This window comes from Clostridium sp. (assembly GCF_047718555.1).
In the GTDB taxonomy this organism is placed as follows: Bacteria; Bacillota; Clostridia; order Clostridiales; family Clostridiaceae; genus Clostridium_I.
In genome coordinates, this window is record NZ_JBDNRK010000082.1 from 1 (window position 1) to 14,347 (window position 14,347).

Below are 14,347 nucleotides of genomic sequence, written 5' to 3' on the forward strand. Positions count from 1 at the left end.
ATCTCCCACTTTGATAGAAGATGGGAGTATTACGGATGGTAGTCATCGGATAAATATAGGTACAAGTTAATTTAGTAAATGTAATAATAAAAACACTATGAGAATGAATTTCATAGTGTTTTTTATAATTACTAAGGTTTAGTATAAATAATATGTATAAAACATATTATTATAAGGAATTCTTTAATATTTTGTTTATTATATTGAAACTAAACTGTCACAAATTAATGTTAATCTATAAATGAAACAAGTTATAAATATCTTTTTTATGTAATTTTTGTAACAATTTTTAAATGAAGTTAGAACTTTAGTCATTTTTACTGTGTGTTGGAAGTTTACTGAAGTGAAAATGATTTTTTAAATAAGCTTGATAATTGTTATTAATCATTGTACTTAAGTATAATGATTAATAATATTTTATTCTAGAAGGAGCATGCTTTGTGGAAAATATGGAAAAAGGAAAATATAAATTTAAGTACCTTATAATTTTAATCTATTTAGCAGCATTTTTATTTTTTGGATTTAAAATGTTATTTTATGTAGAACACGTTGGAAGATTTCCTGATGAGATTACTCATGTTTCCTATATTGCCTATCTTGAAAAAACACATAAAATAATTCCTGATTTTAAAAGCATGACAATACTAGAGCAAACAAAACCTATTGATAACAATAGCATTAAGAATGCCACCTATACTTTTGGCAGTGATTTTAATTACCTAGGTCATCCTCCTTTATATTATCAAATTATGCGTCTTAGTGGAGCGATAAAAATTGAAAACAATACTGTAATTATCAATTTTATAAAACTTAGATCCTTTAATATAATGCTTAGTTCTTTGGCCATTTTACTTATTTTGTATATTGGATATAGCAGAATTGGTAAAAATCCATTGCTACATTGCCTGTATGCAGCAATAGTAGTATCTGTGCCAATGTTGGCCTATGATTCTGCAGGTATTAATAATGATACTTTAGCATTAATTGGATTATCTGTTTTTGTGTTTGGACTGCTGCGTTTCTCTGAGCAAAAGCGAAATTTTCCTACTTATCTTATAATAAGTTTAGGCGTATTTCTTTCTTTCATGTCTAAGCTTACAGCTGGCTTAGTAGTTTTTATTTCCTTATGTATATACATTATTTTAATTATAATAAAAGAAAAAAATGCAGGATTTTTAATTTCCAGAAAATTATTAGCTACTTTTCCTATATATGCTGTAACAGCTGCATATTATATAATAGTTTATTTTCAAACAAGCAGTATTATGCCTACATACAGATTGTTAGATCCTACAGATTATTATGCCTCAGGCTTTTACGTTGATATTGCACAGCGTACTCACATGAATTTTACTCAATATATACTATATTTCAGTAAAAATTTTTTGAGAACCTGGACGGGAATTGCATCACATGTTTCTTTAATAAAGATTGATAGTCTTTTTTCTGTAAATAATATTGCATTGCTTGTACTTTTAATTCTTCCAGTGATACTAATATTTCAAATAAAAAAGGCTACGAAAAAATCTTCAATTGCTTTAGTGGCAATTTCAGTATATCTAGGATTAGTGATTTCAGCTATAACACAGTGCTTACGTGCCTATAATGAATATGTAAATGTTTCAGGGTATATGGGTGGATATCAATCCCGTTACTATTTATGTGGTATATCGGCAATTGGCTTGGGCATTGTAATGGTTGTGAAGAATCTTTTAGAAGATGAAGATAATATATCTATAATGAACATAGAATTTGAAAGTAGATTAACTTTGCAGTGCTACCAATCAAAAACTGGTTTTAAATATAAAAAAGCAATACTATATTCTATATGTCTATTTTTTATTCTATTACTTTTTTACGAAGATCTTATATATTTTTTAATTAACTTTAAAGATTATCTATAGATATTATTTTATAGGTAATCTTTAAGCTTAATGGAATGGGGGCAATTAATTTTATGAAACTCATAATTCAGATACCTTGTTATAATGAAGAGAATACCTTACCACAGACTTTTAAAGATTTACCTGACTATATTGAAGGTATAGATGAAATAGAGTATCTTATAATAAATGATGGGAGTACAGATAATACTGTAGATGTAGCTAAATCCCTTGGTATACATCATGTAGTTTGTTTTAAACAAAATAAAGGACTTGCAGCAGGATTTATGGCTGGTATTGATGCTTGTCTACGTCTAGGAGCAGATATTATTGTCAATACTGATGCTGATAATCAGTATTCTGGCAATGATATTAAGAATATTGTAAGGCCAATCATAGATGGAAAGTATGATATTGTTATTGGCAGCCGTCCTATAGATGAAACAGAACATTTTTCAAAGAATAAAAAATTATTTCAGCATTTGGGAAGTTGGGTAGTACGAAAAGCTTCAAATACGGATATACCTGATGCACCTAGTGGTTTTAGGGCATATTCACGTAAGGCCGCAATGAAATTAAATGTGGTAAATGAATATACTTATACACTTGAGACAATAATACAAGCTGGTCAGGATAAAATAGCCATAACTTCTGTTCCTATAAAAACGAATCCTGAAGTTAGAAAATCACGTCTTTTTAAAGGTATCGGCAGTTATATAAAGCGTTCATCTATGACTATTATACGTGCATATATGATGTATAAACCTCTCAAATTTTTCTGCATTATTGGACTACTAATATTTATTGTAGGACTTATAATAGGAGCGAGATTTTTAACATTCTATTTACAAGGTAATGGCAGGGGACACGTACAATCTATTTTATTAGCAGTGCTTTTATTAATACTTGGGTTTCAAACGGGGATTACTGGTCTTCAGGCCGACTTAATTGCTTCTAATCGTAAATTATTAGAAGATATTCAATATCGTGTACGTAAATTTGATTATGATTCAGAGGTAAAAGATTCAAAGGTAGAGGGAAAAAATGAAACACACTAACTTCAAAAGAGATTATATTGACAATATGGTTCATAACAAAAAGATACTATTTATAACTACAAAAAATATTGATTATATACGTAACTCTCAAGAAATAGACTTATTGAAAAAATCGGCGGCAGAAGTTAGGGTAATAGGATATAGAGATAAAGGGTATATTTCTAGACTTATTAAGATATATGCTCAGTTGCTCACTATATCACTAAAAGGCTATGAAGTGATATTTGTAGGATTTGCTCCTCAGCTGATTTTACCTTTCTTTGGTTTTAGATTTAAAAAGAAAATTGTTATAGAAGATTTTTTTATTTCTATGTATGATACAATGATAAATGATAGAAAAAAATTTAAACCAAATAGTATATTGGCTAAAATACTTTTATATTTAGATAAAATCACACTGAAGAAGGCTCATAAAATTGTTGTTGATACTTGTGCCCATGGTGATTATTTTGTAAAAGAACTTGAAGCTGATAAAAGCAAAATAAATATCATATATCTTACAGCTGATTCATCCATTTATTATCCCAGAGTAACTCAGAAGCCAAAGGAATTAAGTAATAAGTTTCTAGTATTGTATTTTGGCAGTATTTTACCATTGCAAGGCATAAATACTATTTTAGAATGTGCTGAAGAAATGAAAAATATATCATCTATAGTTTTTGAAATAATAGGGCCTGTAAGTAAAGAGGATATGGAAAAATACAAGTTATGTGAAAATTTAATCTTTATACCCTGGCTTTCTCAAGAGGATTTAGCAGAAAAAATTGCAGAAGCAGATTTATGTCTGGCTGGACATTTTAACAGTACTATAGACAAGGCAGCCAGAACAATCCCAGGTAAAGCTTATATTTATAACTCCATGAAAAAGCCAATGATATTAGGAGATAATTCTGCTAATCGTGAGCTATTTAAAGAAGATAATATCAATAACTATTATGTTGAAATGGGTAATTCTGATAAATTAAAAGAAAAAATACTTTATGTGATGGAAAAGAAAAATTTTAAGAAAGACTAAAATATATATAGATAGTTAATAAGATATGTGAAAATAAATAGGAAGTGAAAGATATGAGTATACTGACTAGTTATTTAGTGGAGGAGTCTAAAACTAATTAGAAAGAAATGAGTTTTATATGAAAAATAAGATTATTAAATATATAGGATACATAATTACAATAATAGCATTTATTTTTATAGGAAAATCTTTTCTTTCTATGAATTTGGATGTAAAATACATAAAAAATCCATTTTTAGCTGTAATATTTGTGATATTAATGTCTATGGGCTATGCCGTAACAGTTTATATATCTTCCTATGCCTGGAAAAGTATATTAGAGTTTATTAACAAAGATTCTATACCATTTAAAGACATTACAGGTATTTACGTAAAAGCTAATATTGCCAAATATTTGCCTGGAAATGTAATGCATTTTGCAGGTAGAAATTTATTAGCAGCTAGGCTTGGATTTAAGCAGCTGGATATTACATTTTGTACTATACTTGAAATAATTATGCTGATTTTTACTTCAGTTATTATATCACTTATATTTGCAATGAAAATTTTTAAGAATTCACTGGAATATGCCTTACTTAAAGTAAATCATAATGTTATTTGGGTGGTTTTAATAGCTTTAGTCATATTGACATTATTAGTAATTTGGATTGTATGTAAAAAGAAACAGCTTTTAAAAAACTATAGACATATATTTACAAAAAAAATTCTTATACTTTTGTGCAAATTATTCTTTATTTATAGTATAACACTAATAATTCCTGGAATATTTTTGATGGTATCTTTAAAATTTGTTCTTCATTGTAATGTTTCATTGAATATGATTATGATAATAATATCTTCATATACGATTTCTTGGGTGCTTGGTTATATAGCACCTGGAGCTCCTGGAGGAATAGGCATAAGAGAAACGATCTTACTTATTATATTAACGCCATTTTATACAAATGGTGTAGTACTTCTAGCAACTATTTTACTTAGAGTTATATCAGTTTTAGGAGATTTAATAGCATTTTTTTTAGAACCTGTAGTATCAAGAAAAACTCTTAATATTAACTAAGAAGACACTATGAAATTGCCACAATTCATAGTGTCTTCTATTTTTCTGTACTATTTTCTGCCTACACCTTCATAAATAAAGCCTAATTCTTTTACTTTTTTTGGTGACAGCATATTTCTTGTATCTATAATTATTTTTTGTTTTACTAATTTTGCGATATTATTTAAATCTAGACTTCTGTACTCGTTCCATTCTGTAACCAGTATTAAAGCATCTGTATCTTTAACTGCTTCTAGACTATCTTTACAGTATATGATTTTATCACCAAATAATTTTTTTGCATTATTTAATGCTTTTGGATCATGTGCTTTTATTTTGCAATTATTTTTTATTAATTCATTTATTATGCTAATGGCTGGTGACTCTCTCATGTCATCTGTTTCAGATTTAAAAGCTAAACCTAATACGGCAATACACTTATCCTTTAAATCTCCCAATACATTTTCAAGTTTTTTAACCATCCTGATTTTCTGTAATTCATTAGAATTTATAACCTCTTTAACCAGGCTCATATTAACACCATATTTAGCTCCAATTTGTACCAAGGCTTTTGTATCCTTTGGGAAACAACTTCCACCATATCCGGGACCTGCATGCAAGAATTTAGAATTTATTCTGCCGTCCATGCCTAAAGCTTTTGCTACTTCATTTACATCTGCTCCAATAGTTTCTGATAGATTTGCAATTTGATTTATAAATGTAATTTTGGTAGCTAAAAAGGCATTGTTTGCATATTTTATTAGTTCAGCAGTTTCGTAATTGCACCATACAAAAGGAGTTTCTACTAAATATAGGGATCTATAGACATCCTTAAGTATTTCTTTTGATTTTTCAGATTCATAGCCTATAATAACTCTATCTGGATGGAAAAAATCAGTTATAGCCTTACCTTCTCTTAAAAATTCTGGATTTGAAACTACATCAAAGTTGTCCGAATTTGTTTTTTCCTTTATGTATTCTTTTATCCATTTATTTGTTCCAACTGGAACTGTAGATTTAGTAACAATAACCTTGTAGTCATTTAAGTTTTTACAAATTTCGTTAATAACATTTTCTACTTGAGATAGATCTACGTCACCATTATCCTTTGGAGGAGTGCCAACTCCTATGAAAATTACTTCTGATTCAATTATGGATGAAGCAATATCTGAGCTGAATCTTAAGCGTTTACTTTTTAAGTTCCTTTCTAGATAGTCATGAATGCCATGTTCGTAAATTGGAGGTATACCAGCATTAAGTTTATCTACTTTTTCTTTATCAATATCAACACCTATAACCTGGTTACCAAAATCAGCAAAACCTATTGCTGCAATTAAACCCACATAACCTGTACCTACTACTGTTATTTTTTTAGACATACACTAACACTCCATTTCAATTGAATTTTTATCCGATGACTACCATCCGTAATACTCCCATCTTATATCAAAGTGGGAAAAGCAGAGAACCCAAATTTTAAATTTGGCGTGAATCGCTTTCTCTTTAGAGTATAACGGCTGCTACGTCCCTGGATAACGATTTACCCTAAAGGACAACGATTTCTAAGTATCGAAAATACCGATACCAAGAACTCTGTTAGTAAATTCCAGCTGGAGAAAAAACTCCACCTGAAACAAAGAACTCTGTTTATAATAATTGCTCCATATATTAAATAATACAATTTTATAGCTTGATTGATTACTATTTTTGTTATTATATAACTTAAAGTTAACATTATTAAGTTACAGCCATGAGTAAAAAATATAAATAATTTATGAATTGTGGCTATGTGTATTTTTAAAATTATATATACATGTGGCTTTGGATAAAAAGCTAATAAATATATGACAAATTTTGTTTTTATTAAAATAGTATTTGAGATTATATTTTATTTTTGATTATAATTAAAAATGAGGTGATTTACATGGAGGTTTATGTATTTAACAATTATGATGAAATCAGTAATTTTGCTGCTAAAATGCTTGTAAACTTTATAAATGAAAAACCAGATTGCGTTCTGGGTCTTGCAACAGGGGAAACTCCTGTTGGAATGTATAAGAAATTAATAGAGTACAATAGAGAAAAGATAGTTGATTTTTCTAAGGTAAAAAGTTTTAATCTAGATGAGTATAGAGGACTTTCAGGCTCTCATCCGCAGAGTTATAGATATTTTATGAATGAAAATTTTTTTGATCATATTAATATTGATAAACGTAACACATTTATTCCTGATGGTACTTGTGAAGATGTAGAGAAGGAGTGTAGTGATTATGAAGATAAAATTAATGAAGCAGGAGGCATAGATTTTCAGATTCTTGGTATAGGAAGTAATGGACATATAGGTTTTAATGAACCTTCTTCAGAATTATATGTTTATACTCATTTGGCTAATTTAACAGAAGAAACAATGAAGGCAAATTCAAGATTTTTTAAAAATGTGGAAGAAGTTCCTGATAAAGCTATTACAGTGGGTATTGGACAGATAATGAAAGCTAAGAGGATTGTACTTCTAGCATCTGGTAGTAATAAAGCAGATATAATAGTAAAATTGTTAAATGGCAAGATAAGTACTGAAAATCCTTCTTCTATGCTTCAGGTACACCCATCCGTAGCTGTAATTGTAGATAAAGAGGCCGCAGCAATACTTTAAAGGAGGATACTGAGCACTATCAGATAATGAAGAATTTTATTAATAATAAGAAATAAGATGATAAATATTCTTATGGGGTAAATGAAGAAAAGGGAGGGAAATGCTTTGACTCTACAACAACTAAAATATGCTATTGAAATTTCAAATTGCGGCTCAATGAATGAGGCAGCTAAACGACTTTTTATATCTCAACCGAGCCTTTCCAATGCAATAAGGGAGCTTGAAAACGAACTGGGAATTATAATATTTGATAGAACTAACAGAGGCATCAGCATTTCCTTAGAGGGCGTTGAATTCTTAGGATATGCCAGGCAAATTATAGAGCAGACTGAACTGCTGGAAAATCATTATAAAGGAATAAAACTAAAGCCTGTACATTTTTCTATTTCAACTCAGCATTATGCCTTTATAGTAGATGCTTTTATCAGATTAATGAAGCAGCTTGATACTACTCAGTATGAATTTAATTTGAGAGAGACAAAAACCTATGAAATTATTGATGATGTAAGGACACTGCGTAGTGATGTGGGAATATTATATATTGATGATCACAATTCAAAGATAATGAATAAATTGTTTAGCGATAGTAATCTAAAATTTACGCCCCTATTTAATACGAATCCACATGTTTTTATAGGGAAAAAGCATCCTCTTGCAGTTAGAGAAAGTGTAAGCGTTAAAGATATAGAACCTTTTACATATATAAAATTTGACCAGGGAGAAAATAATTCTTTACACTTCTCAGAAGAAATGATAAATTTTTCTGAAACAGATAAAGTGATTCGTGTAAATGATAGAGCGACTTTATCAAATTTATTGATTGGTACAAATAGCTATACCATAGGTACGGGAGTTGTAGTTTCTGATTTAAATGGAGATGAAATTAAATCAATTCCACTAGAAAGCAGTGAAATATTTACAGTGGGATGGATTGCCCATAAGAATATTAGGCTTAGTAATATAGCAACGGAATTTATAAATATATTAAATGATATTGTTTCAACAAGTTATTTTGATTTGAATTATTATCTGTTCTAGGAGTTGAAGGGAGAAAAATATGATTAAGGAACTAATAGGTAAAAAAAGAGGGACTCCACCTTTTCGGTATGATATTGTGGGAAGCTTTCTTCGTACAGATGAAATTAAAACAGCTCGTATTCAACTCGAGAGAGGTGAAATAACTTTTGATCAGCTTATTGATATTGAAAACATAGAAATTAAAAAGCTAGTGCAGAAGGAGAAGGAGATGGGTCTGAAGGCTGTAACGGATGGAGAATTCAGACGATCCTGGTGGCACCTTGATTTCTTTTTAGGTATAAAGGGTACGGAAAAGATAAGCTTAAATGAAGGTAAGAATCTTAATGGTTCCAGAATAAAAGCTGAAAGCTTTCATATTGTGGATAAAATAAAATTTGGAAATCATCCTATGGTAGAACATTTTAAATACTTAAAAAGCATAACTGAAGACTGCATTCCCAAGTTTACAATTCCTTCACCAGCACTTTTTCACTTTGTGGAAAGCCATAATGGAAATAATGTTTATAAGAGCGATGGAGAACTTTTAAAAGATATTATTGAAGTTTATAAATCAGCTGTTAAAGCTTTCTATGATGCAGGATGTCGTTATCTTCAGCTTGATGATACTGCCTGGGGAAGTTTGTGCAGTGAAAGACATAGGGAGCATTTAAGAGCTAAAGGAATAGATCCTGATGAACTTGCAAGAGATTATGTAAGGCTCATTAATGAAAGTATTGCAGATAGACCTGAGGATATGGTTATAACCCTTCACATATGCCGTGGTAATTTTCACTCTTCATGGTTTGCATCTGGAGGATATGGGCCTATTGCTGAAATTCTCTTTCCAAACTGTAAAGTAGATGGCTTTTTTCTTGAGTATGACAATGAACGCTCTGGTGATTTTACACCTCTAAAGTTTATTGGAAATCAATTTGTTGTACTGGGACTTGTTACTACAAAGCACGGTGGACTTGAAAATAAAGAGCAGTTAAAGGCTCGTATTGCAGAGGCCTCTAGGTATGTAGACATAAATCAACTTTGTTTAAGTCCTCAATGCGGCTTTGCGTCTACAGAAGAAGGTAATATACTCACAGAGGAAGAACAGTGGGAAAAGGTAAAGCTTGTGATAGAGACAGCTAAGGAGATATGGGTGGAATAGAAAGATTTAAAATTCATTTTACTATTTTATCTATGAGATAAATTAAGTGTTAATTCAACATTGTGAGATATTGTGCAATAAGCTACAAAGTATCTAAACCGTGAGTTCTAATTCCATAAGCTCCCCCATAACAACAAACTTGTCGTTAAAACGGCAAGTTTTCAAGATAATTATTATTTAGTTTTTAAGTAGCATTTTGATCTAATTAGTTTTGGTATGTTAAAGTAACATATTTTTACGATAATTTTTGACAATACTATTTTGAAAGCATTTATTTTTACGTTGTAATAGTATTCTGTACTCTTTTCAAGCCAGCCTTTGTTTTTCCAATATTGATAATCTGCAGAATCTTTTTCTGCGCCCGAAAAGGCATGCTTTTGAAGATTAAAGCTTGTGAGTCCAATAAGCCCTGGTTTTCGAGGTTTAATATCTATGAGTGAATTGTAAAATACTTTTGAAGCTTTAATGATATTCTTTTGAGTGTTTTGTATTAGTTTTTGCTTCTCATCATCTAAGATTTTACCAGGTGGGCATATAACTCCAAGTCTTTGTTCTACAGTAAAACCCCAGGTGCCTACTTCAAACGCAAGGATTGATAATATAAATTTTAACCCAACTGCCCCAGTAGTAGCAATTATCATAGCCCGTTTACCGTGAAAACGTGGACGATGGCAAATATAAGCAAAACGGTCTATAAAGTTTTTCATAATCCAAGAAACATTATAAACATATACAGGTGTAGCAAATATTACTCCATCTGCTTCCTTCATTTTAGCCTCAATCTGTTGACAGTTATCATTAATCGAGCAGTAAAGTTCACCTTTTTCAAGGCATTGAAAACAGCCCCTACATGTCTCAAGATTAGTATCTTTCAGTATTAAATACTCAAATTCCACAGTTTTATCCAATTTTATGATTTCTTCCTCTACCTTTTTTGTTACGTTATAGGTATTACCCTTTCCTTTTGGGCTGCCTATAATCGTTAATATTTTCATAATTAATACACCCCAAGTATCATAATTCATTTTCAGTTTTTGATATTCAGCTTTAATAATCTTCACATTATCATATTACAAAAATATTTGTAATAAAATCCTTTTGCATAATAAAGGGTATTTAATGTCGTATTACTTGAGTAATTAGAAGTATAGCAGAAAATAATCCAAATATAACCGATGCAATCCCTATTTTCATATGGAAAGATAACGAATCAATATTGTTTGTCAGGCTCTGAGACTTAATCCATAACCCACAAATCAATGTGGATAAGAGCAGAAGAATAGTTGTGATTCCTGTTATTAAAGATATTATTTTCATTTAAAATACCTCCATCCTTATTTATTTGTTACACTATTTACTATAGTATCGATAAGTTCATCTCTTTGTACTTTATTATTAATGTCCATGCCAGTGTATAATTGAAATGCTTGAGAACTTATACAAGCTACCTGAAGAGTTGTAATTATCTCCAGAGCAATGATTCGCATTTCTATTTCATCCTTCGTATTGCTATATATTTCTCTTAATAGTGGTATCAAGTAAAGCGGTGTTTGCATGTTCCCTTGTTGTAGGTCGTATGATGCTAATATCAAGCTAAGTTTACTATAGCGTACAGCGAAATCTGAAAGCTCTTTCAGCATTGTTTTTAGTCTTTGAACTGGTTCTTTGTCTTTACCAATATTTAATTTTTGTAGCTGTACTGCCATCTGACTCATGGTATCAGAAACGGCTTTGTAAAGTAAGTTTTCTTTTGTTTGAAAGTGATAGTTGATTAATCCGACACCTACGTTTGCACGCTCTGCAATTTGGCGTATTGTTATTTTATCTGGTTCACCAACTTCGTTTAGCATATCAATGGTTGCTTTGATTATTTTATCTTTAGCGTTAATATCTTTAGTAGTCATTATATATCTCCTTGTATAAAAAATTGAATATGAACTGAACAAAATTTGAACATGTTCAGTATAACAAATTAGTTAGATTGCGTCAATATATATTTAGTCACAAAGAATGAAAATATCTATCTTCATCATTAAAGTTAATCTACATATTTTAATAATGCTTAGTACACATTTTGAAAATTAAACGAACTAACTAAGATAGACAAAACTGTACTTTGAAAATTGAATAACGCGGTGTTTATCTGCAGAATCTATAATGAATATGGTTCAAAAGTATGAAATTGAAAAGATTATTCTTTGTCCAAGCCCTAAAAATATTACGGATCTACAGGATCCACCAAATCTTCCACTAAAAAAATCTCCGGATAGTAATTATTTAGTTAATAGAATGCTTAGATTTTCTTATACGCATTTTATGAAAGATAACGGTGACGGAAATAAATATGTCTTCGAATTAAAAAATAAAGTACCTGATAAAATAATTCAGTTCCTATGGGTGAATCCGCTTGATAAAGGGCATATGACTAATATTGAAAGAAGCATTCGTGAGTATCAACCCAAAGGGATTAAACTTCATCAAGCATGGGATTCTTTTAAAATAGGCAAAATCGAATTCAACGCATTGGCTGATATAGCCAGGTCGTACAAACTACCGATTTTTATCCACTTATATTCTAAGAAGGAAACATGGAGACTACTTCAATATATAAAGAGCAATCAGGATGTTGTATTTATAATTGCACATATGGCCGGATTAGACATATTCAATACAGACAAAAGTTCCTTAAGAAATGTATATTTTGATACTTCCGGTTCTGATCGGGTTCGTGGAGAAGACATTTTAAAGGCGATCAATGCATTTGGCTATGAGCATGTCATTTTTGGTACTGATACACCTTTTGCAAGCATTGACGATCAGATAAACAAGATAGATCAATTAAATTTATCTGATGATGTGAAAGAACACATTTTCAAATTGAATATTAGTAATATTTTATCTTTATAAACATAGTATCGTCGGTTAATGTACAACACAACTATTGATTTCAATTAAGTATATTTTATTCAAACACCATATTATTCAAGAGAATTTTATGGTGTTTTTGCTTCGCAATTCAACAAGAGAACGAACTAGCTGGATTTATAATTATTATATATATCATCTTTTAATTTTATATCTTTTTTCATTCGGTAGATTGAGAAGCACCTACTGAATTATTACCTGCTGTTCCATTCACCTTAATTGTGAAGTTATTTATTATAGTAAAATTCATGTGATTTCCATGTTTATCTTTTAAACGAGCAAAGTTTTTATAAAGATCAATATTTTCTGCCTTATATGTAGCTAAACCATTATTTGAAGTTACTATGCAAACATTAAATTTAGAGCCAATGGTATTTGGAGGATTATGTGAGATATTGTCAGCAAAATTTCACTAGTTAAAAACTACTTATTCTTAATATGTTTTTCACCCCATTGAAACATGAGGTTAAGTATAGGAATTACTGTTTTTCCATCTTCAGTTAAGGAATACTCAACTTTAGGTGGAATTTCATTATACTGTTCTCTGTGAATCAAATTGCTGTTTTCCAATTCGTTTAGTTGATTACTTAAGGTCTTATGGGCAATGGGTTTCAATATATCCTTTAATCGATTATACCTTATCACCTCTGCCTTATATATTTCCCATAATATAATCCATTTCCATTTTCCCTCCAGTACAGATATTGTATAGTACATGGGACAACTTCCATATTTGCTATCAAAATTTTCCATACAAATCTCCTTTACTCACCTTTTGGTTAGAGTATAACAAATAAGTGCATACTTATATACTTTTTTATAATCATATATAATTTACATCATAAAGTCAATTTTATGTGCAAGTGGAGGTAGATTTAATGAGTATAATAGCAATTAACGGAAGTCCTAGAAAAAATAAAAACACAGCTACTCTTCTTAATAAAGTTCTTGAAGGAGCGGCTTCAAAGGGAGCTGAAACTGAACTTTTTAATCTTTATGATCTCAATTATAAAGGCTGTGTAAGCTGTTTTGCCTGTAAACTAAAGGATGGGAAAAGTTATGGTAAGTGTGCTTTAAGGGATGATCTTACACCTATACTTGAAAAGGTAGAAAAGGCAGATGCCATAGTGCTTGGCTCTCCCATATATTTGGCATCAGTTACGGGAGAAATGAGATCATTTATGGAGAGATTATTATTTCCATTTAGTACTTATACACCTGGGTACAGAAGTATTTTTAAAAGGAAAATATCAACAGCGTTTATTTATACTATGAATGTGACCAATGAACAGATGGAACAATTAGGATATAAACAAATTCTTAAGTTCTCAGAAACATATATGGAAAGAATTTTTGGATATTGTGAATCATTAATTGTCAATGACACATACCAGTTCGAAGATTATTCCAAATATGTAGTAACTGTATTTGATGAAAAGAAAAAGGCAAAAGTTAGAAGTGAAGATTTTCCTAAGGAGTGTGAAAAGGCCTTTAATATAGGAGTAAGATTTGCTAACAAATTGAGAGTAAATACAAACGGCAATTGTTAATTTGAAGCAAGTTCTTAATTCAGGTGGGGATTCTTTTACCCCATCTGAATTTTA

The 14,347-nt window shown here is 30.2% G+C and carries 13 protein-coding genes; 9 read left to right on the top strand and 4 right to left on the bottom strand.

The features are described from left to right. Positions 1-449 precede the first annotated feature (449 nt). The 4 genes from ABF633_RS19510 to ABF633_RS19525 all read left to right on the top strand — a co-directional run bounded on the left by ABF633_RS19510 (position 450) and on the right by ABF633_RS19525 (position 5,013). Complete coding sequence (locus tag ABF633_RS19510) at positions 450-1,904, top strand: hypothetical protein (RefSeq protein WP_415526203.1); 1,455 nt, start codon at positions 450-452, stop codon at positions 1,902-1,904. 53 nt (positions 1,905-1,957) lie between these two features. Then, entirely contained in the window at positions 1,958-2,941 is a 984-nt protein-coding gene (locus ABF633_RS19515) for a glycosyltransferase family 2 protein (protein WP_415526180.1), read from the top strand. Next, positions 2,928-3,956: a glycosyltransferase gene (locus ABF633_RS19520; RefSeq protein ID WP_415526182.1), complete on the top strand. Its 1,029-nt coding sequence runs from the start codon at positions 2,928-2,930 to the stop codon at positions 3,954-3,956. The genes ABF633_RS19515 and ABF633_RS19520 overlap by 14 nt, the downstream gene beginning before the upstream one ends. A gap of 118 nt (positions 3,957-4,074) precedes the next feature. Beyond that, positions 4,075-5,013, top strand: coding sequence for a CAAX protease (locus ABF633_RS19525; RefSeq protein WP_415526184.1), 939 nt, complete (start codon positions 4,075-4,077; stop codon positions 5,011-5,013). A gap of 50 nt (positions 5,014-5,063) precedes the next feature. On the opposite strand, the gene ABF633_RS19530 is transcribed toward ABF633_RS19525, so the two are convergent. After that, positions 5,064-6,371 carry a UDP-glucose dehydrogenase family protein gene (locus tag ABF633_RS19530; protein WP_415526186.1) on the bottom strand — a complete coding sequence of 436 codons (1,308 nt, stop codon included), beginning with the start codon at positions 6,369-6,371 and terminating at the stop codon, positions 5,064-5,066. 545 nt (positions 6,372-6,916) lie between these two features. Between ABF633_RS19530 and nagB the strand changes: the two genes are divergently transcribed. From nagB to ABF633_RS19545, 3 genes are all read left to right on the top strand, one after another. Continuing rightward, complete coding sequence (gene nagB / locus ABF633_RS19535; protein ID WP_415526188.1) at positions 6,917-7,642, top strand: glucosamine-6-phosphate deaminase; 726 nt, start codon at positions 6,917-6,919, stop codon at positions 7,640-7,642. Between the two features lie 105 nt (positions 7,643-7,747). After that, entirely contained in the window at positions 7,748-8,680 is a 933-nt protein-coding gene (locus ABF633_RS19540; protein ID WP_415526190.1) for a LysR family transcriptional regulator, read from the top strand. A gap of 19 nt (positions 8,681-8,699) precedes the next feature. Then, complete coding sequence (locus tag ABF633_RS19545) at positions 8,700-9,818, top strand: 5-methyltetrahydropteroyltriglutamate--homocysteine S-methyltransferase (protein WP_415526192.1); 1,119 nt, start codon at positions 8,700-8,702, stop codon at positions 9,816-9,818. 173 nt (positions 9,819-9,991) lie between these two features. Here ABF633_RS19545 and ABF633_RS19550 read toward each other — a convergent pair whose 3' ends face one another. Together ABF633_RS19550 and ABF633_RS19555 are read right to left on the bottom strand one after the other, a co-directional pair. Beyond that, positions 9,992-10,813, bottom strand: coding sequence for a flavodoxin family protein (locus ABF633_RS19550; RefSeq protein ID WP_415526194.1), 822 nt, complete (start codon positions 10,811-10,813; stop codon positions 9,992-9,994). A 339-nt stretch (positions 10,814-11,152) separates the two neighbouring features. Beyond that, positions 11,153-11,722, bottom strand: a complete 570-nt coding sequence (locus ABF633_RS19555; RefSeq protein ID WP_415526196.1) for a TetR/AcrR family transcriptional regulator — start codon at positions 11,720-11,722, stop codon at positions 11,153-11,155. 253 nt (positions 11,723-11,975) lie between these two features. Here ABF633_RS19555 and ABF633_RS19560 point away from each other — a divergent pair, with 253 nt between their 5' ends. Further along, the gene (locus ABF633_RS19560) at positions 11,976-12,725 is read left to right on the top strand and encodes an amidohydrolase family protein (RefSeq protein ID WP_415526198.1); all 750 of its coding nucleotides are present in this window, start codon (positions 11,976-11,978) and stop codon (positions 12,723-12,725) included. A 441-nt stretch (positions 12,726-13,166) separates the two neighbouring features. Here ABF633_RS19560 and ABF633_RS19565 read toward each other — a convergent pair whose 3' ends face one another. Next, on the bottom strand, positions 13,167-13,496 hold the full coding sequence (locus ABF633_RS19565) for a winged helix-turn-helix transcriptional regulator (RefSeq protein WP_415526200.1): 330 nt from the start codon (positions 13,494-13,496) through the stop codon (positions 13,167-13,169). A gap of 125 nt (positions 13,497-13,621) precedes the next feature. Between ABF633_RS19565 and ABF633_RS19570 the strand changes: the two genes are divergently transcribed. Continuing rightward, positions 13,622-14,293, top strand: a complete 672-nt coding sequence (locus ABF633_RS19570; RefSeq protein ID WP_415526201.1) for a flavodoxin family protein — start codon at positions 13,622-13,624, stop codon at positions 14,291-14,293. The last annotated feature ends 54 nt before the right edge of the window (positions 14,294-14,347 follow it).